General features: G+C 64.3%; 18 protein-coding genes, 1 tRNA gene, 2 pseudogenes and 1 riboswitch. Of the genes and pseudogenes, 5 read left to right on the forward strand and 16 right to left on the reverse strand.

Annotated elements, in window-relative coordinates; translation table 11 throughout:
- Positions 1-124: 124 nt before the first annotated feature.
- Positions 125-321 (forward strand): annotated as a pseudogene (locus XANALMUS060_RS21240) (IS3 family transposase); the annotation flags it as partial.
- Positions 322-706: 385 nt separating this feature from the next.
- Here the strand turns inward: XANALMUS060_RS21240 and XANALMUS060_RS08760 are convergent.
- The 4 genes from XANALMUS060_RS08760 to birA form a co-directional block, all read right to left on the reverse strand.
- A tRNA-Thr gene (locus tag XANALMUS060_RS08760) sits at positions 707-782 on the reverse strand.
- Positions 783-861: 79 nt separating this feature from the next.
- Entirely contained in the window at positions 862-1,644 is a 783-nt protein-coding gene (locus XANALMUS060_RS18510) for a hypothetical protein (RefSeq protein WP_045738063.1), read from the reverse strand.
- 9 nt (positions 1,645-1,653) lie between these two features.
- The gene (locus tag XANALMUS060_RS08770) at positions 1,654-2,394 is read right to left on the reverse strand and encodes a type III pantothenate kinase (RefSeq protein ID WP_045738064.1); all 741 of its coding nucleotides are present in this window, start codon (positions 2,392-2,394) and stop codon (positions 1,654-1,656) included.
- Positions 2,391-3,356 carry a bifunctional biotin--[acetyl-CoA-carboxylase] ligase/biotin operon repressor BirA gene (birA, locus tag XANALMUS060_RS08775; RefSeq protein WP_045738107.1) on the reverse strand — a complete coding sequence of 322 codons (966 nt, stop codon included), beginning with the start codon at positions 3,354-3,356 and terminating at the stop codon, positions 2,391-2,393. The genes XANALMUS060_RS08770 and birA overlap by 4 nt, the downstream gene beginning before the upstream one ends.
- Positions 3,357-3,519: 163 nt before the next feature.
- Here birA and XANALMUS060_RS08780 point away from each other — a divergent pair, with 163 nt between their 5' ends.
- Together XANALMUS060_RS08780 and XANALMUS060_RS08785 are read left to right on the forward strand one after the other, a co-directional pair.
- Positions 3,520-3,804 (forward strand): hypothetical protein, encoded by a 285-nt coding sequence (locus tag XANALMUS060_RS08780; RefSeq protein ID WP_235430423.1) that lies wholly within the window; start codon positions 3,520-3,522, stop codon positions 3,802-3,804.
- Positions 3,771-4,559 (forward strand): M90 family metallopeptidase, encoded by a 789-nt coding sequence (locus XANALMUS060_RS08785; RefSeq protein WP_045738066.1) that lies wholly within the window; start codon positions 3,771-3,773, stop codon positions 4,557-4,559. The genes XANALMUS060_RS08780 and XANALMUS060_RS08785 overlap by 34 nt, the downstream gene beginning before the upstream one ends.
- A gap of 18 nt (positions 4,560-4,577) precedes the next feature.
- Here XANALMUS060_RS08785 and XANALMUS060_RS08790 read toward each other — a convergent pair whose 3' ends face one another.
- From XANALMUS060_RS08790 to dusA, 7 genes and pseudogenes are all read right to left on the reverse strand, one after another.
- The gene (locus tag XANALMUS060_RS08790) at positions 4,578-5,768 is read right to left on the reverse strand and encodes a DUF1501 domain-containing protein (RefSeq protein WP_045738067.1); all 1,191 of its coding nucleotides are present in this window, start codon (positions 5,766-5,768) and stop codon (positions 4,578-4,580) included.
- Positions 5,769-5,798: 30 nt separating this feature from the next.
- Positions 5,799-7,382, reverse strand: a complete 1,584-nt coding sequence (locus XANALMUS060_RS08795) for a DUF1800 domain-containing protein (protein WP_045738068.1) — start codon at positions 7,380-7,382, stop codon at positions 5,799-5,801.
- 139 nt (positions 7,383-7,521) lie between these two features.
- The gene (locus XANALMUS060_RS23025) at positions 7,522-8,616 is read right to left on the reverse strand and encodes an ATP-binding protein (protein WP_152640450.1); all 1,095 of its coding nucleotides are present in this window, start codon (positions 8,614-8,616) and stop codon (positions 7,522-7,524) included.
- Positions 8,617-8,622: 6 nt separating this feature from the next.
- Positions 8,623-9,864: pseudogene (locus tag XANALMUS060_RS19770) on the reverse strand (ATP-binding protein); the annotation flags it as partial.
- 82 nt (positions 9,865-9,946) lie between these two features.
- Positions 9,947-10,630, reverse strand: a complete 684-nt coding sequence (locus XANALMUS060_RS08805) for a response regulator transcription factor (RefSeq protein ID WP_003469280.1) — start codon at positions 10,628-10,630, stop codon at positions 9,947-9,949.
- Between the two features lie 73 nt (positions 10,631-10,703).
- Positions 10,704-11,081, reverse strand: a complete 378-nt coding sequence (locus XANALMUS060_RS21950; RefSeq protein WP_235430428.1) for a hypothetical protein — start codon at positions 11,079-11,081, stop codon at positions 10,704-10,706.
- Positions 11,082-11,490: 409 nt separating this feature from the next.
- Entirely contained in the window at positions 11,491-12,516 is a 1,026-nt protein-coding gene (gene dusA, locus XANALMUS060_RS08815; protein ID WP_045738109.1) for a tRNA dihydrouridine(20/20a) synthase DusA, read from the reverse strand.
- A gap of 457 nt (positions 12,517-12,973) precedes the next feature.
- Positions 12,974-13,226, forward strand: a riboswitch (cobalamin riboswitch).
- Between the two features lie 210 nt (positions 13,227-13,436).
- On the opposite strand from dusA, the gene metE reads away from it, so the two are divergent.
- Together metE and XANALMUS060_RS08825 are read left to right on the forward strand one after the other, a co-directional pair.
- On the forward strand, positions 13,437-15,728 hold the full coding sequence (metE, locus tag XANALMUS060_RS08820; protein ID WP_045738070.1) for a 5-methyltetrahydropteroyltriglutamate--homocysteine S-methyltransferase: 2,292 nt from the start codon (positions 13,437-13,439) through the stop codon (positions 15,726-15,728).
- A gap of 220 nt (positions 15,729-15,948) precedes the next feature.
- On the forward strand, positions 15,949-17,919 hold the full coding sequence (locus tag XANALMUS060_RS08825; protein ID WP_045738071.1) for a choice-of-anchor X domain-containing protein: 1,971 nt from the start codon (positions 15,949-15,951) through the stop codon (positions 17,917-17,919).
- Between the two features lie 211 nt (positions 17,920-18,130).
- On the opposite strand, the gene XANALMUS060_RS08830 is transcribed toward XANALMUS060_RS08825, so the two are convergent.
- From XANALMUS060_RS08830 to XANALMUS060_RS08850, 5 genes are all read right to left on the reverse strand, one after another.
- Positions 18,131-19,006, reverse strand: a complete 876-nt coding sequence (locus XANALMUS060_RS08830; protein WP_045738110.1) for an NAD(P)-dependent oxidoreductase — start codon at positions 19,004-19,006, stop codon at positions 18,131-18,133.
- Between the two features lie 61 nt (positions 19,007-19,067).
- Entirely contained in the window at positions 19,068-20,165 is a 1,098-nt protein-coding gene (locus tag XANALMUS060_RS08835) for an NADH:flavin oxidoreductase/NADH oxidase (protein ID WP_045738072.1), read from the reverse strand.
- A 120-nt stretch (positions 20,166-20,285) separates the two neighbouring features.
- Complete coding sequence (locus XANALMUS060_RS08840) at positions 20,286-21,149, reverse strand: NAD-dependent protein deacetylase (RefSeq protein ID WP_045738073.1); 864 nt, start codon at positions 21,147-21,149, stop codon at positions 20,286-20,288.
- Between the two features lie 411 nt (positions 21,150-21,560).
- The gene (locus XANALMUS060_RS08845) at positions 21,561-21,893 is read right to left on the reverse strand and encodes a thioredoxin family protein (protein ID WP_045738074.1); all 333 of its coding nucleotides are present in this window, start codon (positions 21,891-21,893) and stop codon (positions 21,561-21,563) included.
- 78 nt (positions 21,894-21,971) lie between these two features.
- Positions 21,972-22,505, reverse strand: a complete 534-nt coding sequence (locus tag XANALMUS060_RS08850; protein ID WP_045738075.1) for a flavodoxin — start codon at positions 22,503-22,505, stop codon at positions 21,972-21,974.
- Positions 22,506-22,536 lie beyond the last annotated feature (31 nt).

Consider the following 22,536-nt stretch of genomic DNA (forward strand, 5'->3'; position numbering starts at 1 on the left):
CCCCAGCGGGAAAAAAGCCGGCGACGGACCGCCTTGCATTCATCCGCATAACGCTTGCTGCGTATGGATACCTCCGGATTCAGTATTTTTCATGGACATGAAATGTCCAGGAACGACCCGATCTAAGGATGCACTGCGAAAAAATGGTGCGCACACCACTATGTCTTTCGCTGGTGCGCGAGTGGATCGGACGTGGTGTCAGCGAGCCCCGGCCTTGCTAGCCATCGGCAATAGCGCTAGTGCGTGCGCGAAGATCGCAACGTTGAGCTACGCGAGCACATCCTTTCGCTAGCGCATCGCCATCATTGCTATGGCCTGGGTCATGGGCAAGCATGAAAAAAATGCAGCGAAGCCACCTAGCGATTCGCCGATCGCATGCTCCAAACGCATGGAGGCGGCCATGGCGGAGAGTGAACGCGAATAACTTGCACCGCTGCCGCGCGCAATGGAGGCACCAAGCCAGCCGAAAGCAGAAAATCTACCGGGACATGAAGGCCGGCACGTTCTCCAAGCCGCTCACGGTTGGCCGGAAAGCGTCGTGGCAGGTGTCGTGGTTGCACGAATGCTGCGTTCGGAAGGCCGTCGAGAAGAGCTAGGGCAGCGCCAGCCAGGAACATGTCGGTACCGGTTAGGCACCAACCTCAGGCCAGAGCACGAAGCCAGATCGGCAGCGCTCGCGCAACTGGCTGTTTTTACTTGGAAAGAATGGTGCCGCTTGTCCGAATCGAACGGACGACCTACTGATTACAAATCAGTTGCTCTACCGACTGAGCTAAAGCGGCAATGAAGAACCACACGGGCATGCGAGATGGCGCAGTATGCACCGTTATCGCTCGGTGGCCACTGCATGCAAGCGCTATTCTAGCGCAACGTGGCGCAATCCAACGGGTGTTGCCGCACACTGCCAAGGTGCCGGCGCAGCGCCGCCGCCTGTGCTGCCGAGTCAACGCGCAAGTCCAGCCACCATTGCGTGTGGCCAGTGCCGGGAATCAGGTCGGCGTTGACGCCGGCAAGGGCCAGTTCGGCGATGCGGCGCTGGGCACCTTCGCGGCTGCGGTACTGGCCCAGGGCGATGGCGTTGCCGGTCTCGCCCTGGTGAATCGGGTAGTAATCGCCAATGCCGGCAGCGGCGATGCGCTCGGTGGCGACCCTGAGGCCGTCCTCACCACCGATGACCGGCAGCAACACACGGAACGTGGTGGTACCGCTATCGGCAACCTCGCGCGGATGCGCCTGCGTCGCCGGCACTGCGGCGAGCGCGGCCTCGGCGGTCGCGCGGTCCGCATACGGCCCCAAGCTCAGACAGACAGGTGCGGCGGGCGCAGGCGTCGCGACTGGTTGTTGTTCCGTCGCGACAGCGGCCGAAGGCGACGGAACCTCAGCTGCGCCAACAGCAACCGCCTTTTCGGTACCAGCAGGCACCGACAGCACCGTGGCTTCCGCAGCCGTTACACTCGCCGCAGGGGCGTCGTCGGGCGGTGGCGGTGCCTCAGCGTATGGTGGCTGCACCAATTGCAATGTCGCCACCCCGACCGGCAATGCCGGCAACGGCGTGGTCAGCGGGGCAGGCGACTGCATCGCCCACCACAACGCGACGCCGAGATTGAGTGTCGTCAGGACGACGAGCAGAGCACGAACGAGCATGGCCAGAGTCTACCGAGCATCCCTGGGTACCGCATGCGCCTGCGCCCACAGCGCCAAACCCTCCAGGACCAGCGAGGCGCGCAACTCCGCCGTCGGCAGCGCGTGCAACAGGGGTGATACACCGCCGCCATGCAACAGTAGCCGCGGCCACCGCCCCAGCAACGCGTCGGCTTGCTGCAGGCTGCGCTCGATCAGCGCCAGCGCGGCGCCATCGCATCCCGACGCCAATGCATCGGCGGTGTCGGCGGCGAATTCGTGATACATGCCACCCTCGGCCGGCAGTTGCGCGGCGCGGTGTTGCAGGGCTTGACGCATCGTGGTCGGGGACGGCGCGATGCGACCACCACGGTGCAGGCCATCGCGATCGAGCAGGTCGATCGTCAACGCGGTACCGACACCGACCACCAGCACGTCGCCTTGACCATGCGCGGCGAGCAATGCCAGAAAACGGTCCACCCCGAAAGAGTGCGGCTGCACATAGGCAATACGAACGCCGGCGCAGACGGCCGTGGTCCGTACCACCTGCACCTGTGCAAAGCGGGCCTCCAGCGCCTCCAGCACCACGGCCCTCAAAGTGGGTGCGGCGACGCTGGCGACATACGCGGTAGCGCCGCTCGGCAAGGCCGCCACCGCCGCCATGTCCATCGCTTCGGCACCGTGCGGCCACGCCTGCACCGGCCCTAGCTGGCCGTGCTCCAACGCGGCGAATTTGAAACGCGAATTGCCCAGGTCGAACAACCAATCACTCATACCGGCCTCACGCTGACGTCGCCGGCATGCAGCGGCCGCTCGCCATCGGCGAACGCCACCCGCAACGCGCCATCCTCGGCCAGTCCCAGCGCCACTCCCTCACGCACCACACCACCGTCGTCGATACGCACCGCGCGCCCGGCCAATAGATCAAGCGCGGCATAGCGCGGCAGGAACGGCGACAGTCCCTGCTCATCGAACAACGCCAGCGCTGGCAGCAGATGCGACAGCACTAGCGCAGCGATGGCGTTGCGCGATACCGTCGTGGCGGCCAGCGTCGTCAGGTCGGTCCAAGGTTGATCGATCGCCCCAGCGCTGGCCGCAGGCATGCGCACATTCAAGCCCAGGCCGATCACCGCGCGCGCCGGCCCGGCGAATTCGCCCCCACCTTCCACCAGCAGCCCACCCAGCTTGCAGCCGTCGGCGAGCAGGTCGTTCGGCCATTTCAGCCCGACCGTGGCGAAACCGGCGGCGTGCAGTGCCTCGGCCACCGCCACGCCGGCGGCCAGACTCAAGCCGCCCAGCCGCCCCAGCCCCCCCTGGAAACCACGGGCCACGGACAAATACAGATGCGCCGCCAGCGGCGAGGCCCAGACCCGGCCGCGACGCCCACGGCCACCGGTCTGGCGCTCGGCCAGCAACACCTCGCCGCCATGCGCCGGGACCGGCCGCGCCAGCAGGGTCGTATTGCTGGACACCAGGGTCCAGGCAACCTCCAGGCTGGCCAGCGCTTCGCGTGCCGCCGGGACCAGCCCGGCGCGGATGGCCTGGACATCGAGCAGCTCCAGCGGCCGCACCAGGCCATAGCCTTCGCCGGCGCGGCCATCGATCTCCACGCCAGCCGCGCGCAGCGCCTGGATCCGCTTCCACACCGCGGCCCGGGTCAACCCGCACGAGCGGGCCAGGGCATCGCCGGACAGGCGGCCTTGGCTGAGCCGGGTCAATAGTTCGCGCTCGTCCAACGCAGGTTCCATCGCCTCGTTTCAATCCTGGCACCCGTCAGGGCGCGACCTCGGAGCGGAAAAGTATGCGCGAACACACAGCGCACGCCCAGCGCTGTTCCATGCAGCACATGAAAATCGCGTTAGAATCGAGGGTCACCGCCGCCCGCACCAGATGCCGACGATGCGCCGTCTCCTGCCCTGCCTGATCTTGCTGCCGCTTCTGCTCGTTGTCGCTCACGCTTCCAATGTGACGGCCGACAAGCAACACAGCGACTGCGCCTACAACGACGCGACCGAGATGGACGAGGCACGGATACGCCCGACACCCGCCTCGCGCACGCACGCCTCCACGGCCAAATCCGACAACGCATCCGATGGCGGTGGTGGTGGTGGTGGCGACAGTGATCTGGCCCCGCACATGCGCATGCCCAAATGGCACAGCTTCCTGCCAGGAATGTTCCGCTGATTTCACGCTGGCTGCGTGCGCTATGGCCGGCGCCTGCGGCCATAGACGACAGGCTCTGGAGGGAAGTCCGGCGTCGTTGTGCATGGGTGGCGTCGCTGGATGCCCCGCGCGAACAACGTCTGCGCGCGCTCGCCGCCGAATTCCTGCATCGCAAAACCATCTCGCCATTGGCTGGCCTGCAATTGGATGCGGCCCAGTGCAGCGTACTCGCTGCGTTGTGCTGTCTGCCGCTGCTGGAATTCGGTGCTGGCGGCCTGCAGGGCTGGTCGCAATTGCTGGTGTATCCGGATGCGTTCCGGGTGCAACGCAGCCACATCGACGCCACAGGCGTACTACACGAATGGGAAGACGAATTGATCGGCGAATCCTGGGAGAGCGGGCCGCTGATCCTGTCCTGGGCCGACGTGCAGGCCGACCTGGACGATCCGCGCGCCGGCTACTGCGTGGCGGTGCACGAGATGGCCCACAAACTCGATGCCCTCGACGGCGTGCTGGATGGCACGCCACTGCTGCCACACGCATGGCAGCGACAGTGGGCGATAGATTTTCAACGCAACTACGACGCCTTCTGCAAACGTGTGGACAGCGCTCGCGCGAGCGAGATCGACGTCTACGCCGCCGAGGCACCGGAAGAATTCTTTGCCGTGGTCAGCGAATACCACTTCTCGGCACCGCAACGGTTGCAGCGCGAGATGCCCGAGGTGGCCGCGCACCTGCAACGGTTCTATGGCCCCTCCCCGTTCGCCGCCGACTAGGCGCACGGCCGGCATCGATCAAACCAGCCCCAGATCCCGCACATGCGCCTGCGGGAACACCGTCTGCAATTGTGCCGGCGACAGCCCCCACATGCGTGCAAGTAGTCCGGCGAACAGATCGCGATAATTGGTCAACACTGGATAATCGCGATCCTGGAACAACCTATCCTTGCTCACCGCCACCTGCTCGCCAGCGATGCGCCCGCCGTTGATCGCACCGCCCATCACCCAATAGGTGGTGCCGTGACCATGATCGGTCCCCTTGTTGCCGTTCTCGCGGAAAGTGCGGCCGAATTCGGACAGCACCACCACCACGGTATTGCGCCATTCCGGGCCAAGCGTGTCGGCGTAGACGGTCAAACCTTCGGACAAATTGGCCAGGTTGTCGGCCAGCGCGCCATCGGTACTGCCCTGGTTGACGTGCGTGTCCCAGCCACCAACGTCGACGAAGCCGAGCCGGTAGCGCTCGCGCATCAGCGTGGCGATGCGGCGCGTTTCCTCGGCGAAGGTGCGCGCACTGGCGGCACCGCGGTTGGCTTGCTGCATCTCCTCGCCCAGTGCCTGCGAAACCTGCTGACGCAGTACCAGGCCATCATGTGCGGCGCTGGCCAGCGGTGTACCGTGGTACATCCCGGCCAGGATGTCGGCCTGACGCTGGTCGAAAGCAGGCGTCGGATTGCGCTTGAGCGAGAGATTGGGAATATCGCGCCCCCCCTGAAAACTCAGCGGCAAGGAATCGGTGAAGGCGATCGACGGCGTACCCGTGGCCACCTGCGATAGACGCGCCAGAAATCCGGTCCGGTAGTCGCTACGCAATCCCGCCGGCTGCCCGGCCTCGATACTGTCCTGGGTTTCGAAATGACTGCGCGACAGATCATCGGTGCCGGCAAATGGCACGAATGCCAGGTGCTTATCGTTCCACAGCGGCAGCAACGTGTCGCGCAAGCGTGGATTCAAGCCCCATTGGGTATCCAGTGCAATGGCGCTTTGCAGATTGGTCGGGTCCGGCCGTGCGATCGCCAGACTCGGTCGCGAAGCGTAATAGAAGTCGCTGGCATACGGCACCAGCAAGTTATTGCTGTCATAACCGCCGCGCAGGAACACCACCAGCAAGCGTGGCGAAGGCGCTGGCGCAGCGAACAAACGCCCAGCGAACGGCAGGCCCGCCGCAGCGGTGGCGGATGCGAGCAGGAAATGGCGGCGGTGCATGACGAATCTCCGTGCGACGTTAGCCGCAAATCAACGGTAATTGAAATCGGGTGAAGCCAGCAGATACGCATTCCATTCCTGCGCAGAGCGCGCCTGTGCCAGTGCCTGGCGCGTGGCGGCGCTCAGTTGCGGCTCGATCGCCTGGTAATACAGCGGCGAACTCAGTTGTGGAAAGCCGCCGCCCTGCTGTCCATCGCGAGTGAACAACTGCGTGTTGCCGTTACCAATCGCGCGTGCGATCTCAAAGCGCTGCGCCATCTGCCCCGAACTGTTCCAGGCACTGGACTGCAATGGCCAGCCATCGGGAGTAATGCGCCCGAAACTCGGCTCGCCCATCTGATTCAACCATCCCAGCAACGGCTGCGGATTGAGGATGATCTGCCCGTCGTAAGCCAAGCGCAGCGCCGACACCAGGAAACGATATGGATCCTTGAACTTATGCGGCGCTCCGGCCGTCATCTCTGGTGCAGTGAACATGACCTGCAGCACCGCTGCGATATCGCCATCGCGATGTTGGAAGGTCCGCGCCATTTTCTGTACCAGCGCCGGCGGTGGATCGTCGGCGACGAAGGATTCGGCCAAGCGTCGCGACACGAACTGCGCACACGCAGGCTGACGCACAATCAATTGCACCGCACGTTCGACTTCATCGAAACCACCACCGGCGATGCGTTGACCGAGCAGCGTTTTATCGCCTGGTTGGTGTCGCGCCGGATTGAACTCGAATGCACCGCGGCGCAGGTACTGCGACTGCAAGAGCGGCGGTAACTTCGGCGGTGCAGCGCGGTCAGCAGGAGCGATGCCGACGCCTGTGAGGATCAACGCCAATTGCTGCACGTCATGTTGGGTGTAGCCACCATTCACGCCCAGCGTATGCAACTCCATCAATTCGCGCGCGTAGTTTTCGTTGATACGCCCCTTGGCGTTCTGGGCGTTATCCAGATATTCCAGCATCGCTGGGCTCTGCAACGTTGCCAGCAGCAGATCGGAGAACTTGCCCAAGGCATGCGGACGGATTGCGTTGTCTGCATAGTCGGCGACGGTCCAGCGCAGTCGGCCCTTATTGGCGAATACACTGAAATGGTTGAGCCAAAACCACACCATCTGTTCGCGCAATTGGTCAGGCGCATAGATCGCGCGTAGCACCTGCGCCTGCCGGGCCTGCATCAGCAGCACATCGGCGTGATGCTGAGTCGCCTTCTTCGCCGCGACCTTGGCCTCGCCGTCGGGCATCGCCTTAATCGCCTCCTGAGCGTTGGCCTGCTGCCGAAGCAATTCCTCCACTGGCGTGTGCAATGCCTCATAGCCGTCCAGTTCCGCACGCACCGGCGCAGGCAAGGTCGCATCGCCATCGGGTGCCTGCAATTGCGCGCGGAGGAAGCGCTTGCGTCCATCGTGCTGGAACTGCGCCACGCTGGGGCCGTCCAGACCGTTGGTCATCGATTGCAACCAGCGCGCATCGTCGCGCTCAAGTAACTTTTGGCTGGCGGCGATGGCACCCACCGTGAACAGCACCAACAGCAGCGATAGCATCAATCGCTGGGTCGTATGCAATACACGGCGACCATGCACGCGCAAGCGCGATGCGACAGGACGATGCCGAAACTCGGGCATGCGGATACTCCTAGTCGGTAAAACGGGTTGAAAGTCGGCGCAGTATCCGCATCTGGAAGTTTGCCGGGTTAAGTCGCCGTTGGATATTTCGCGTTCATTTCCACGGGATTCACCTCGGCCGGACCTACGGTCTGCGCGGCTACAAACCAGGCGGCAGGGTCGCCAGAAAACTGGCGCCGCCCAGTTCCTCGGAGCGGCTCACCTGCAGCTCGCCACGATAACCCTTGACCAGATCCTGGACGATCGCCAGGCCAATGCCGTGGCCATGCACGCGTTCATCGCCACGTACATCGCGCTGCAGGATGTGTACCACTTCCTCCGGAGCAATACCCGGACCATCGTCCTCCACCACAATGACCAGGCCGGCACGGCGGCTGCCGGCTGCCGGTGTCGGGCGCACACTCAATAGCACCCGTCGGCGCGCCCACTTGAACGCGTTCTCCAGCAGGTTGCCGAGCAATTCCTGCAAATCGCCTGGTTCGCCGTGGAACCGTGCGCTCGGCTCGATGTCGAACTCGCACAGCACGCCCTTGGCGGCGTAGACCTTTTCCAGCCCACGCACGATCTCCTCGGCACTGGGCTCGATCGGCAATGGCGCGGAGAACAGTTTGTGGCCACTGGAAGCGGCACGGGCGAGCTGATAGGAAACCAGGTTGTTCATCCGCCGCAGTTGCGCGTCCAGTTCCTCGCGTAGTTCCGGCCCTTGCGCATCGCTGTCGAGCTGGGTGCGCAGCACCGCCAGCGGCGTTTTCAGGCTATGCGCCAGATCGGCCAGTGTGTTGCGCTGACGATCCAGATTCTCACGCTCGCTCTCGATGAAGGCATTGATGCTGTCGGTCAGCGGCTCCAGTTCGCGCGGGTGGCGATCGCCCATGCGGACTGCCTCGCCACGCTGCACTTTGGTCAGTTCGTTGATCACCCGCCGCAGCGGCCGCAAGCTCCACTGCAAGATGAAAGCTTGCAACACCAGCAGGATCAAGCCGGCACCACCGAGGTTGAACCACACCCGACCGCGGAACACACGCAACTGCGCACCCAACGCGCGCGTGTCCTCCATGATGTAGATGGTGACCGGGGTTTCCTTGTCTCGACGCACGTAAGCCAGGCCGATGCCGTAGCGATAGACCTCGCCGACGCTGCCGTCGATTTGGGTCATCGGCCAAGGGCCGTCGAAGGTTTCCTGGCGCGGCTCGAGCATGCCGCCACGCGGCGGCAATGGGCCTTCGCTGGACATCCCATGCACGCGTTCATCGCCACGTACATCGCGCTGCAGGATGTGTACCACTTCCTCCGGAGCAATACCCGGACCATCGTCCTCCACCACAATGACCAGGCCGGCACGGCGGCTGCCGGCTGCCGGTGTCGGGCGCACACTCAATAGCACCCGTCGGCGCGCCCACTTGAACGCGTTCTCCAGCAGGTTGCCGAGCAATTCCTGCAAATCGCCTGGTTCGCCGTGGAACCGTGCGCTCGGCTCGATGTCGAACTCGCACAGCACGCCCTTGGCGGCGTAGACCTTTTCCAGCCCACGCACGATCTCCTCGGCACTGGGCTCGATCGGCAATGGCGCGGAGAACAGTTTGTGGCCACTGGAAGCGGCACGGGCGAGCTGATAGGAAACCAGGTTGTTCATCCGCCGCAGTTGCGCGTCCAGTTCCTCGCGTAGTTCCGGCCCTTGCGCATCGCTGTCGAGCTGGGTGCGCAGCACCGCCAGCGGCGTTTTCAGGCTATGCGCCAGATCGGCCAGTGTGTTGCGCTGACGATCCAGATTCTCACGCTCGCTCTCGATGAAGGCATTGATGCTGTCGGTCAGCGGCTCCAGTTCGCGCGGGTGGCGATCGCCCATGCGGACTGCCTCGCCACGCTGCACTTTGGTCAGTTCGTTGATCACCCGCCGCAGCGGCCGCAAGCTCCACTGCAAGATGAAAGCTTGCAACACCAGCAGGATCAAGCCGGCACCACCGAGGTTGAACCACACCCGACCGCGGAACACACGCAACTGCGCACCCAACGCGCGCGTGTCCTCCATGATGTAGATGGTGACCGGGGTTTCCTTGTCTCGACGCACGTAAGCCAGGCCGATGCCGTAGCGATAGACCTCGCCGACGCTGCCGTCGATTTGGGTCATCGGCCAAGGGCCGTCGAAGGTTTCCTGGCGCGGCTCGAGCATGCCGCCACGCGGCGGCAATGGGCCTTCGCTGGACATCGAGATCCAGCGCTCGTTGGGCATCACGATCTGCGCATACAAACCGCTACCGGGACGATCAAAATGCGGATCGGGCGGCGGCTTGTCGTTGTTGATGTACAGCGACCCGTCGCGGGCCACGTCGATATTGTTGGCGTAGGCGGTGGCGTAGCTTTTCAGGCGCTCGCGCAGATTGCTCAATGCCGTATCGGCGAAGGCCTGATCCAGCGCGTAGCCGGCTGCGGCCAGGAACGCCACCAGACTGAGACTGGCGGCGAGCAATTGGCGCGCCTGCAACGAACGTGGGCGCCAGCGCTTATACCAACTGGATCGTGCCGCCACGCGGTCGCTTCCTTGGCTTGTTCGCGAGCGGCTGCAATCAGCCTTCGGTGCGCGGAATCGCGAACCGATAGCCGCGACCGCGCACGGTCTCGATCGGCTTCAATTCGCCGTCCGGATCCAGCTTCTTGCGCAAGCGCCCGATGAACACTTCCAGCACATTGGAGTCGCGGTCGAAATCCTGCTGGTAGATGTGCTCGGTCAAATCGGCCTTGGAGACCAGTTCGCCCGCGTGCATCATCAGGTACTCGAGCACCTTGTACTCGTAGCTGGTCAGGTCGACATTGCTGCCGCTGACACTGACGGTTTGCGCCGCCAGATCCAGCGCGACCGGGCCGCATTCCAGGGTCGGCTTGCTCCAGCCGGCGGCACGGCGTAGCAGCGCGTTCACCCGCGCCAGCAACTCCTCGACGTGGAACGGCTTGACAAGATAATCGTCCGCGCCCTGCTTGAGCCCTTCGACCTTGTCCTGCCAGCTGGAGCGCGCGGTAAGGATCAACACCGGGAACTTCTTGCCCTCGTCGCGCAAGGCCTTGATGAGCTCCATGCCCGACATCTTCGGCAAACCGAGGTCGATGATGCCCACATCGAAGGGCACCTCGCGGCCCATGTACAGGCCTTCCTCGCCATCCTGCGCCGCATCCACCGCAAAGCCTTCGCGCTTCAGGCGAGCGGCCAGGGTCTCTCGCAACGGAGCTTCGTCTTCGACCAGAAGGATACGCATGAACTCTCCCTAGTAACTGACAGATGGCCAATGGCCGGAACGGTGTGTAACAGACTGAACGGACTATCCACACTCACAGATGATTGTCGCGTGGTGGTTGGTCCGGCTCGCTCGGTCTGGTCGCCTGCGACGGCGCGCGACCGGGCTGCGGGTCGTCCATGTAGCGCACCCGTCCTCGTCCATCCATATACTTGACCCGGTTGATGTCGCGCCCATCGAACGGCACACGCTCAGCCCCCAGAATCTGCCCGCCAGTGGATCGTTGCACGCGACGCACCGCATCGGACAACGAGCTGCCGACGGACTCGCGGACTCGCCCCGCATCTGGCTCCGAGCGGACGACCGCCCCCTGAGCGGCCTGCTGCGGCCCCCGGTCGTGACCAGCCGCAACCGACGCGAACGCAAGCGCGATCACGGGGGCGAAACGGCGATGACGTAGAGCGGAGAAGATCACAACTGGCATCCTAACGGACTATTCAGGGACGTTCAAAACTTGTGAAATATGACGCCTTTCAGGAACGCGATGGCGGCGTCAAATCTGAGGCAAATTCTTGATTTTTCGGGGTGAATCCGATCTGAACTTTCCCATCCCAGCCCCGACAGGTTTAGTAAAATGAATTTTTTGCATCACTCATGAAGAGCAAGCGCACGCCGCGAGCGCCCCTCTACGCAGGGGTTTACGGGCACAGGACACGAGATCGCCGGACACCGCAGCAACCTGAACGGAGCAACAGACTAGGAACGAAAAAGCAGCGCACAGGTCGCGCGTGCCAGTGGCATGCGGAACACAGCCACAGCAGCCGGGGGATACACCATCAGCTCACCAGACCCCAAACAAGCGCTGGATTTAGCGCCTGTGATCAGGCGACCACGCGGCGCACGCCTTCCGTGACCTGGATCGCCTGCTCCAGCAGCCCCCAATCCGCGCCAGAGCGATGCGCGCCCTCGCTGAGCACCTGACGGAAGGCGCGGCCACCTGGCTGGCCATGGAACAACCCGAGCAAGTGCCGAGCGATGTGCTTGAGCGCCAGCCCCTCGGCCAAACGCGCCTGCACGTAGGGCTGTAATGCACGCAGCAATTCCACGCGTGGTCGTGGCGTCGCGCCGGTCAGGGCCGCGTCCAGCCGATGCAATACGTAAGGGTCGTGATAGGCCGCCCGCCCCAGCATGACCCCATCAACCGCCGCCAACTGCGCCTGCGCCGTTTCCACGTCGGCCAGGCCACCGTTCAAGACGACCTGCAATTGCGGACGTTCGCACTTGAGCCGATATGCCCAGTCGTAGCGCAATGGCGGCACCTCGCGGTTCTCCTTGGGCGACAAGCCCTGCAGCCAGGCATTGCGCGCATGCACGACGAACAGACGGCATCCCGCTGCCGCCACGTGATCGACAAACGCCAGGAATGCGGCATAGTCGTTGTCCTGATCGACACCCAGCCGACACTTCACCGTCACCGGCACGTCCACCGCCGCCGCCATGGCCGCCACGCATTCGGCCACCAAGCCCGGCTCACGCATCAGGCAGGCGCCGAAACGCCCGGCCTGCACCCGGTCGGACGGGCAACCGCAATTCAAATTGATCTCGTCGTAGCCCCAGTCCTGACCAATCCGCGCTGCTTGCGCCAGCAGCGTCGGATCGCTTCCCCCCAACTGCAACGCCAGCGGGTGCTCGGCCGCATCGAAATCCAACAGACGTGCGCGATCGCCCAGCACCACCGCATTGGCATGCACCATCTCGGTATACAACCGCGCCGACGGCGCCAGCAGCCGGTGGAACACTCGACAGTGGCGATCCGTCCAATCCATCATCGGGGCGACGGATAGGCGCAACGAAGCGGCGTAGCGCGCGGGCAGGTCCGCAGCGAGGAGCGGGAGCGTGGTCGGCACGGCAGGGCAGTGGTTCGGCGGCACGCCGCAGCACTAGGGCTTTGACTTTGGGATCAATAGCTTACACCTTCGCCACGCACGTTGCCGGTGCGAGCGCGCATTCCCGCCGGAGATTGCCGCAGCCGGATCGACTGCGGCCTCAAGGGCTCCCTTCCTGTGGAATGCAGGGCCGTAGCGTGCCAATTGGCGTATCGGTTTATCCGGTCTTTTGACGGTCATTCAACGCTCGCAACGATGCAACACACGGCCCGATTGCAGAGGCATCGCATTTGACCCTGGTGTGTTTTCTGTCGCCCGGCGCTACAGCCAATCGTGCACCTTGAACAACCGCATGCCGCCGCCAACCGCAGCGCAACGGCGCGCAACCGGATCGGTCGGCGCGCGCATCGCCGGGCCACCATTCACCATCGCGGCAGACACACCGGCAATGCTGCTTGACCGCCAGCCAAATTCAGCCTATGGTGCGCTCGCCGAAGGTATCCATCGCTTCATTCGGATGAAGGGATGGATTTAAACGGGAATCCGGTGAATGCTGGCGCCGCAAGCGCCCGCCCATTCCGGAGCTGCCCCGCAGCGGTGAATGGAAACGACCTCCGTCAATGGCACTGGGTGGCGCATGCCGGCCTGGGAAGCGACGGATAGTAGGCGCGCAGCCGGCACGGTGCGCACGTCCATCAGCCCGAATACCGGCCCCGGCCGGAGGACAGTGCGTCCTCTGATTCGACCTGGCACCTCCGCGGGGAGGCGGCTGGAACCGTGACGCGGCCTCGCGCTTCGCTACGTTTTCTGCCTGCCCGCAGGGTATCGGTTCGCCCGCGGGGGCGAAGGTCGCTGGTGTGACGAGCGTTCCGTGCAAACGGGCGCGCGGCGCGCGGTTCCTTCGTTCCTCAATGCCCTTGACCGCAATGAGGAAACGCAACATGACGATCGTGACTAATCTCGGCTTCCCGCGCATCGGTGCGCGGCGTGAGCTCAAACGCGCGCTGGAACGCTACTGGCGCCGCGAAACCGACAGCGCGCAGCTGCAAGACACCGCGCGCGAACTACGCCAGCGTCACTGGCAACTGCAACGCGATGCAGGGGTCGACGTGCCGCCCAGCAACGACTTCAGCCTGTACGACACGATGCTGGATACCGCATTCCTGTTCGATGCGATCCCGCAGCGCTATCGCGCGCTCGCCGATGCCGACCCGCTGGCCGGCTACTTCGCGATGGCGCGCGGCACGCAGGAAAACGGCCTGGATCTGCACGCGCTGGAAATGACCAAGTGGTTCGACACCAACTACCACTATCTGGTGCCGGAGCTGGCACGCAATCAGCATTTCCGTCTGCGCGGCGACAAGCCGCTGGTCGAGTTCCTGGAAGCCAAGGCGCAGGGCATCATCACCCGTCCGGTGCTGATCGGGCCGGTGACGTTCCTGGCACTGTCCAAGACCGTGGACGGTAGCGACCGTTGGGCGCTGCTGGATAGCCTGCTGCCGGTCTACGCCGAACTGCTGCAGAAACTGCAAGCCGCCGGTGCGCAATGGGTGCAGATCGACGAACCTGCGCTGGTGCTGGATCTGGACAAGGCGACACAAGACGCCTACCGCCGCGCCTATGCCTTCCTCGCGCAGACGCCGCGACCGAAGCTGCTGTTGACCACCTATTTCGGCGAGCTCGGCGACAATCTGGAATTGGCGATGGCGCTGCCGGTGGACGGCATCCATGTGGATCTGGTGCGCGGCGTGGCGCAGTTGGATGCCGTGCTGCAGGCGCTGCCGGCAGACCGCATCCTGTCCGCCGGATTGGTCAACGGCCGTAATGTGTGGCGCACGCCGCTGGACAACGCGCTGACCCTGGCGCGCTATGCCAGCGGCCATCTCGGCAGCGAACGGCTGTGGCTGGCACCGTCGTGCTCGTTGCTGCATGTGCCGGTGGATCTGCAGCAAGAAACCCGCCTGGATCCGGATCTGTTCAGTTGGATGGCGTTCGCCAAACAAAAACTGCAGGAACTGCGCACGCTGGCCGATGCGCTGGATGATCTGCCGCAAGCGCAGACGGCGCTCGCCGCCGCGCGCGATGCCCTGGCGGCGCGGCGCGCTTCCACGCGCGTGCATCGCCCCGAAGTGGCGCAACGCCTGGCCGCGCTCAAGGAGGATGCCGGACACCGTCAAGCACCGTATCCGCAACGCAAGCAAGCGCAACAGGCCGTACTGCAACTGCCGGCCTATCCGACCACCACCATCGGCTCGTTCCCGCAGACCGAGCAGGTGCGTCAGGCGCGTGCGCAGCACAAGTCGGGCAAGCTCAGCGATGCCGAGTACGACGCGTTCATCGCCGCGGAGACCGAGCGTTGCGTCCGCATCCAGGAACAACTCGGTCTGGACGTGCTGGTGCACGGCGAGTTCGAGCGCAACGACATGGTCGAATACTTCGGCGAACAACTCGACGGCTTCGCCTTCACCCAATACGGCTGGGTGCAGAGCTACGGTTCGCGCTGCGTGAAACCACCGGTCATCTACGGCGACGTGCAACGTCCGGCACCGATGACGGTACGCTGGTCGCAGTATGCACAGTCGCTGACCGATCGGCCGATGAAGGGAATGCTGACCGGCCCGGTGACGATGCTGCAGTGGTCGTTCGTGCGCGACGACCAGGAACGCGCGCAAACCTGCCGGCAGATCGCACTGGCGTTAAGCGATGAGGTGCGCGACCTGGAAGCCGCCGGCATCAACGTGATCCAGATCGACGAACCCGCGTTCCGCGAGGGCTTGCCGCTACGCAGCGCCGACTGGCAGGCGTATCTGGACTGGGCGGTGCAGTGCTTCCGCATCAGCGCGGCGGGCGTGCGCGATACGACCCAGATCCACACCCACATGTGCTACTCCGAATTCAACGACATCATCGAATCGGTGGCGGCCATGGATGCGGACGTGATCTCGATCGAAACCTCGCGCTCGCGCATGGAATTGCTCGAAGCATTCGTGCGCTACCGCTATCCGAACGGGATCGGCCCGGGCGTTTACGACATCCATTCCCCGCGCGTGCCCAGCACCCGGGAAATGGTGGAGTTGCTCGACAAAGCGCGCGCGGTATTGGATCCGCAACATATCTGGGTCAACCCCGACTGCGGCCTAAAGACCCGCGGCTGGCCGGAGACGCGCAGTGCGCTCCAGGCGATGGTGGAGGCGGCGCAGCAATTGCGCACGCAACACGCCCAGGCCGCGTGAAATGAGGATGCCCGGCGCAGCAGTGCGCCGGGCATCTTCGAACAGCACCTGTTTTCATCACGGAACGATGAAGGCACAACATACTCTTGCCCATCACGATCAGACTGCTATCAGTAGGCCCAATCGCTTGGCGAGGGGCATACAGCGCCCTCGCAGCCATGCAGGCAGCACCCTACTCTCTGCATCCACGTGTGATTCCCCCTCATATGGAGAGTGCATCATGCTAATCAGACGTCCTAAACTTTACGCCGCTTGCATCCTGTGTCTGGTCATTCCCGCCAGTGCGTTGCAGGCGGCAGAACTGATTCCGAAACAATTGGCCGGCCCGCCGGAAGAATTCGCGCAGATGCGCGCACCAGCGCCAGCAGAGACCGCGATCCTCTCCAGAAGCGCGCTACTGCCAGTGGAATTCTCAGCTGCGCATAGCGGCAGCCCCGCGCAGTGGCATGCCACGCTCCCGGTGGAGAACGGCAAATTACATTTTTTGGTCCTGTCCAACGGACACGATTGGCAGCCACGCCTGAGCACGCCAGCGGCAGCCAACGCGACCACCACTGTGCTCACTCCCAGCGCCCAGACAGGTCGCCTGGGGTCTGGCAAAGCCGCCGTGCAGACGCTCGATTACCAAGTGGACAGCGCCGCCAACGGCGACTGGACCCTGACCCTTCAGGCGGACAACAACACCGCCCAACGCGGCTACGTGCTGATGGAGGGCGACGCCCGCACCCAACTGGCCTCGTATCAGAGTGACCGGGGGCAACTGCAACGTGGTCAACGCATCGGCCTAACGGCCATGCTCAGCAGCATCGACACGCAAGGTGCCATCGCGCTCGGCAAGGCCGGCGCTGGTCGCATCGACAACGCACAACTACGGGTGATCGCGCCAGATGGCACAGTCAGCCAATGGCCAATGGCCGATGACGGTCGCCACAACGATGGTGCCGCTGGCGACGGCGTGTATGCCGGCGATTTCCCGGCGACGGCGACCGGCACCTACGTCGCGCAAGTGGTGGTGCACGGCCACGACGCCAGCGGTCAGGCTTTCGTCCGCACCAGCGAGCATGTGCTGCCGGTGCTGGACACGACCCTGCGCATCGCCGCCGATACGGTAGCCGCCAACGCGCAACCCGGTACTCGCCTAACCCTGCCGATTCCGATGCGCACTGGCGGTAGTCAAACGCCAGCGCACTATCGCGTGCTTGGCGAACTGTGGGGCACCGGCCACAACGGCACGGCGGTGCCGGTCGCCTGGCTCGGCGGCATGATCGCGCCCCAGGACGGACGCTTGCCATTGAGCCTGGACGAACGTTGGATCGTGCGTGCCGGTGCGCAAGCGCCCTTCACCCTGCATCATCTGCGTGTCGAGGATCCGGACAATTTCGTGCCTCTGGCCACGCGTGACACGCTGGCGCTGACGTTGCCGACATTGCGCAGCGACAGCATCGCCCGCGGTGGTGCCATCGACGAAAGCATGCGAATGGGCGAACGCCCGGCGACCCTGCGCACACTGGACGGTACGGAACCGCAAGGAACTGGCCAGCAGTTGGTGCTGGTACACGGCTACTGCTCGGACGGCAATGTATGGCCGCTGCAGCAGTTCACCAATGCGGCGTTGTTTTTGGACATCAACCAGAATCGCAGCAACGACCAATTCGCGCAGCTGCTTGGGCAGTTCGGTAGCCAATGGCATTCCTTCGGCACCATCGCGCATAGTCAGGGTGGCATGGCCGCGCTGCAACTTTACGCCTATTACTGGAGCGGCCTAGACAACGCCAGCGGTGGCTTGGTGATGCAATCCGTGGGCACGCCCTATCAGGGCACGAACCTGGCCGGCGTCATGGCCGCGGCAGGCAAGTACTTCGGCCAGGGTTGCGGTTCCAACAGGGACATGACCTACGATGGCGCCAAGGCATGGCTGGCCGGCATTCCCAATTCGGCACGTGCGAAAGTTAACTACTACACCACCTCTTTCACCAAGAAGCGGTGGTACGACAGTTACTGCGACAAGCGCACGGAAATGGTGCTGAGCGATCCGAATGACGGCATCGTTGAAAAAGTCAACGGACAGTTGCCTGGTGGCGTCAACATGGGCCACACCACCGGCGAATGCCATAACCAAGGCATGAACTATCCAGCGCAGTTCCTGGACGCGAGCCGCAACGCGACGATGAACGCCAGCGCGGCACGCTGACCGTCGGATGGAATCGGAGTGCGCCATGCCGGCGCATTCCGATTCCCCAGCTCAGTGACCGACACACCACCAGCGGACACTGACCACAAAGCAGGATGCGGGTGTTCGACATGTCCACGCACGCACCGGCTCGATGCGCTCGTGCTCAATCAGCGCCAACCACCATGCCCGCCGCTCGACGTCGCCAAGAAGTGCTGGAAACGATGGCGCGTTACGCCTGCCCAGCACGGCGCGCAGCCACCTTGGCCAACGCCGACCAATCCAAGTCGCCGTCGCCATGGGCAATCGCCTCGATGAACTGATCGCGCAATACCGCCGCAAGCGGCATCGGCACATGCCGGGTCTCGCCCGCGCTCAAGGCCAATCGCACGTCCTTCAATCCCAGCGTGGCCTTGAAACCGGCCGGGCTATAACGCTGCTGTGCGATCATGTCGCCATAGGTCTGGTAGGCCGGCGCGGCGAACACGCTGCTGGTCAACATGAGCAGAAACTCCGCCGCTTCCACACCATGCCCGCGCACCAGCGCTGCCGCCTCGGCCATGGTGCCAATCGCGCTGGCCAAACACAGGTTGGCCGCCAGCTTGACCGCGTTGGCCTGCTCCGGCGCCGCACCGAAGTACCAGGTCTTGCGCCCGAGCACGTCCAGCAGCGGCTGCACCCGCGCCAGCGCGGCGTCATCACCGGCAGCGAGCAAATTGAGTTGGCCGGCAGCGGCCACCTCGGGACGCCCCAGCACCGGCACCGCCAGATACGCAACGCCACGCTCGGCATGCAACGCGCTCAGTTCGCGCGCCAGCGCCACCGAGATCGTGGCCATGTTGACGTGGACGCTGCCGGCGGTCAGTGCATCCAGTGCGCCGCGTTCGAACAGCGTCTCGCGCACCGCCGTATCGTCGGCCAGCATCGAGAACAGCACCGGCGCGCGCACGGCCTGGGCTGGTTGCGCAGCCAGTTGCGCACCCACCTCGACCAACGGCTGCGCCGCGCCCGTGCTGCGGTTCCAGACGGTCAACGCATGTCCGGCGCGCAATAGATTGTGCGCAATCGGCCGGCCCATCGTTCCCAGTCCGAGAAACCCGATATTCATTGCATGCTCCTTGAAGGAATCCACAGGCTGGCCACAATCGACATGCTTGAGTCGAAGCGCATCATGCATCGAACAGGCTGCGCGCCGCATACGGCGCACAGCGCATGTACTGCGGTGCTGGACGCACGGTGGCGCCCAACGCCGCAGCGGCATGCCACGGCCAGCGCGGGTTGTAGAGAATGCCACGCGCCAAGGCGATCGCATCGGCGCGGCCTTCGACCAGAATGGCTTCGGCCTGCTGCGGTTCGGTAATCAAACCCACCGCGATCACCGGCATGTTCACCGCGCGATGCAAGGTCTCGGCCAACGGCACTTGATAACCCGGCGCGACCGGAATGCGCTGGCGGCGGTCCAGTCCACCGCTGGATACATGCAGATAATCGCAACCCTGCGCCTGCAACGCTTGCGCCAGTACCACGCTTTGAGCGGCGTCCCAACCGCCTTCGATCCAATCGGTGGCCGAGATGCGCACACCCACCGCGACCGTGGGCGAGACCGCCGCACGCACTGCCGCATGCACGCGCAGCAATAAACGCATGCGATTGTTCAAGCTGCCGCCGTAGGCGTCTTCGCGCAGATTGCTCAGCGACGACAGAAACTGGTGCAGCAGGTAGCCATGCGCGGCATGCAACTCGATGAGCGCGAAACCAAGCCGCTCGGCGCGCTGCGCCGCAGCAACGAACGCGGCGATAATCGCATCGATACCCGCGAGATCCAGCGCCTGCGGCGGCACGTCATCGGCCGCGAAAGGCTGCGGCGATGGTGCTACGGTCTGCCAGCCATTCGGCTCGGTCGGCGCAATCGCAGCACCACCGTCCCAAGGCGTGTGCGTGGATGCCTTACGTCCGGCGTGAGCAAGCTGGATCCCCAGCGGCATCGGCGACCAACGCCGCACGGACGTCAACACCTCGCGTAGCGCCGCCTCGGTGGTGTCGTCCCACAGCCCAAGATCGGCAGGGCTGATGCGCCCGCGTGGCTCCACCGCCGTGGCTTCCAGGATCAGCAATCCGGCACCGGACTGCGCCAACTGCCCGAGATGTTGAAGATGCCAGTCATTGGCGCGGCCGGCATCGGCGGCGTACTGGCACATCGGCGCGATCACGATGCGATTGGATAGCGACAACGGCCCCAGTGCGAGGGGCGAAAACAACAGGCTCACGATGGCATTCCGCAAAAGACGCCCGCACGATTCGGGCAGACAGCTATTGCACGCTTACCACGGCGGTGGATCAACCACTGCCGATGGATCAGTTCGTGTCCGGATTCGCAACACATCGTGCTACACCAGACCAGCAGGGGGCTGCAGGAATGCCAGCGCCTGCGCGCACGGCTGGGGCACTTTCAGATCCAGCAAATCGTCGGCGCGGGTACGGCCCAGATTGATCGCGGCAATCGGCATGCCCGCCTTGGCCGCCGCCTGCACGAAGCGAAAGCCGGAATAGACCATCAACGAGGAACCCACCACCAACATCGCGTCGGCCTGCTGCAGATGCGCGAATGCGCTAGCCACGCGCTCACGCGGGACGTTTTCACCAAAGAACACCACGTCCGGCTTGAGCACGCCGCCACAATGTGGACACGCCGGCACGACGAACGCAGCGAAATCCACATCATCCAGATCGGCATCGCCATCGGGAGCCTGCCCGGCCTGCAGCGTCGCCCAATGCGGATTGTGCTGCAGCAGGTGCTGCTGGAACGTTTCGCGCGGCATGCGCTGCTCGCACTGCATGCAGCGCACCACATCCAAGCGACCGTGCAAGTCGATCACCGCGCGGCTGCCGGCGGTCTGGTGCAGGCCATCCACGTTCTGAGTGAGCAGCAGCGCGACCTGCCCGCGCGCCTCCAGTTGTGCCAACGCGGCGTGCGTCGCGTTGGGCCGGGCATGACCGAAGCGCGGCCAACCGATCAAGCTGCGCGCCCAGTAGCGCTGCCGCGTCGCCAGCGCGCCCATGAACGCTTGATAGGTGACCGGTGGGGTGCGTTTCCACTCCCCGGCGGCGTCGCGGTAATCGGGGATGCCCGAATCGGTGCTGCAACCGGCGCCAGTGAGGATGAACAGGCGACGATGGCGCGCAACGAACGCCTCCAACGCGGTGACCGCCGCATGCGCGGAGTCGGACGGATCCTGCAGCAACTGGGGCATGGCGCAGCTCCCGGAAATGGTCTGGATGCGCCGCAACCGCTCAGCCGAGCCCATCGACGACGCTACACTCGCCTCTATCTTGGGCATGCGGCGCGTAGACGCAAGACCCCATCGCCATCGCGGCAGACGCGCGAGGTAGCGCACAAGCGTGACGCGATCTCACCCCGGCATCGCTCTGCTACCGCCGCGGGGCGAGCGGCAGCGGTGCAGACGCGAGGCTGCTGTGCATCGCGCTGAACAGCGATTGGATGCAAGTGTTGACACCGGCATGCGCGCGCCTTCACTGCGACCTCGTGCCAGGCGACTTACAGGGTACGCTACGGTTCTGATGGTTGCTGAGGCTGTGGTGGCGCGTCTTGCAGGATTCACCAGACCGTTGCTGACTAACGGCAGCGCGCACGCACAGTAGACTCAACCCAGGTGCGCGCGTACTGCTTCATCGATCTTTGCAGGCGGTACGAAGCCGGGCACGCGCGCCACTTCCGCGCCGTGGCGGAACAGCATCAGCGTCGGAGTCTGGCGCAGACCCTGAGCACGGAAGAACGCTTCGCCCACGTCTTCCATTTTCACCTTGAGCAAGGTGACGCCTTGCGCGCTGTCACTCTCGGCGAAGCGCTCCAGCGATTTGTCCAGCATGCGACAGCCGGGGCAATTGTCCTTGTTGAAATCGGCCAACACGCGCGGGTGTGCGGCGAGTGCCTCGGCGAACTGCTCTGGGCTGGAAACAGTGATGGTGGTAAGCATGCAACAGAACCTCGTATGGCGCGTGACTCACGGCGCGGCAACGGCCAGCGCGAGAGCGGAAAGGAAAAAACGGCGCAATCAATCACTGCCATGCACTGGCAGCATCGCAACACCGGCCTGACCGGCCTGACCGGCCTGACCGGCCGACGCAGGGCGCGCGGCGCGCAACGCCAACACCTGCGCGCACCAGGCATCGATCGCCGCCGTATCGCGGTCTCCATGCGGCATCTGCTCGATCTCCAGCAGCGGATAGGCGCTATCGAAGAACCGCGCGATGCGCTTGACCGCACCACAATAGTATTCCAAACCCCACTGCGTCTCGCCGGTACCGAATACTGCCACCTCGGCATGCCGGCCTGCCGCTTCGACCAGTTCGGCGATGTAACGCTTCATTTCCGAGGGCGTGCGGCCGGCGTTATCGGTCCAACTGCCGAGCAGATGCAGATCAAAGCCGGCGGCACGCGCCGGATCGCCCAGTGCGCCGTGCAAGGTCTGCAGATCGGTGTGGATCCAGGTCACTTGATGACCAGCGGCCTCGCACTGCGCATGCACGCGGCGGGCGACGTCGCGGGTGTTGCCGCTGAGCGAGGCGTAGGCGAGCAGGATCTGCATGACGATGGATGTGTGCAACAAGTGGCGCGCG

This window comes from Xanthomonas sp. MUS 060 (assembly GCF_000963215.1).
Classification (GTDB): domain Bacteria; phylum Pseudomonadota; class Gammaproteobacteria; order Xanthomonadales; family Xanthomonadaceae; genus Xanthomonas_A.

Bases quoted from the DNA above. Each gene is read 5' to 3' on its own strand.
- XANALMUS060_RS18510 (WP_045738063.1), bottom strand. From the start codon at position 1,644: ATGCTCGTTCGTGCTCTGCTCGTCGTCCTGACGACACTCAATCTCGGC.
- XANALMUS060_RS08770 (WP_045738064.1), bottom strand. From the start codon at position 2,394: ATGAGTGATTGGTTGTTCGACCTGGGCAATTCGCGTTTCAAATTCGCC.
- XANALMUS060_RS08780 (WP_235430423.1), top strand. From the start codon at position 3,520: ATGCGCCGTCTCCTGCCCTGCCTGATCTTGCTGCCGCTTCTGCTCGTT.
- XANALMUS060_RS08785 (WP_045738066.1), top strand. From the start codon at position 3,771: ATGGCACAGCTTCCTGCCAGGAATGTTCCGCTGATTTCACGCTGGCTG.
- XANALMUS060_RS08790 (WP_045738067.1), bottom strand. From the start codon at position 5,768: ATGCACCGCCGCCATTTCCTGCTCGCATCCGCCACCGCTGCGGCGGGC.
- XANALMUS060_RS08795 (WP_045738068.1), bottom strand. From the start codon at position 7,382: ATGCCCGAGTTTCGGCATCGTCCTGTCGCATCGCGCTTGCGCGTGCAT.
- XANALMUS060_RS23025 (WP_152640450.1), bottom strand. From the start codon at position 8,616: ATGTCCAGCGAAGGCCCATTGCCGCCGCGTGGCGGCATGCTCGAGCCG.
- XANALMUS060_RS08805 (WP_003469280.1), bottom strand. From the start codon at position 10,630: ATGCGTATCCTTCTGGTCGAAGACGAAGCTCCGTTGCGAGAGACCCTG.
- metE (WP_045738070.1), top strand. From the start codon at position 13,437: ATGACGATCGTGACTAATCTCGGCTTCCCGCGCATCGGTGCGCGGCGT.
- XANALMUS060_RS08825 (WP_045738071.1), top strand. From the start codon at position 15,949: ATGCTAATCAGACGTCCTAAACTTTACGCCGCTTGCATCCTGTGTCTG.
- XANALMUS060_RS08830 (WP_045738110.1), bottom strand. From the start codon at position 19,006: ATGAATATCGGGTTTCTCGGACTGGGAACGATGGGCCGGCCGATTGCG.
- XANALMUS060_RS08840 (WP_045738073.1), bottom strand. From the start codon at position 21,149: ATGCCCCAGTTGCTGCAGGATCCGTCCGACTCCGCGCATGCGGCGGTC.
- XANALMUS060_RS08845 (WP_045738074.1), bottom strand. From the start codon at position 21,893: ATGCTTACCACCATCACTGTTTCCAGCCCAGAGCAGTTCGCCGAGGCA.
- XANALMUS060_RS08850 (WP_045738075.1), bottom strand. From the start codon at position 22,505: ATGCAGATCCTGCTCGCCTACGCCTCGCTCAGCGGCAACACCCGCGAC.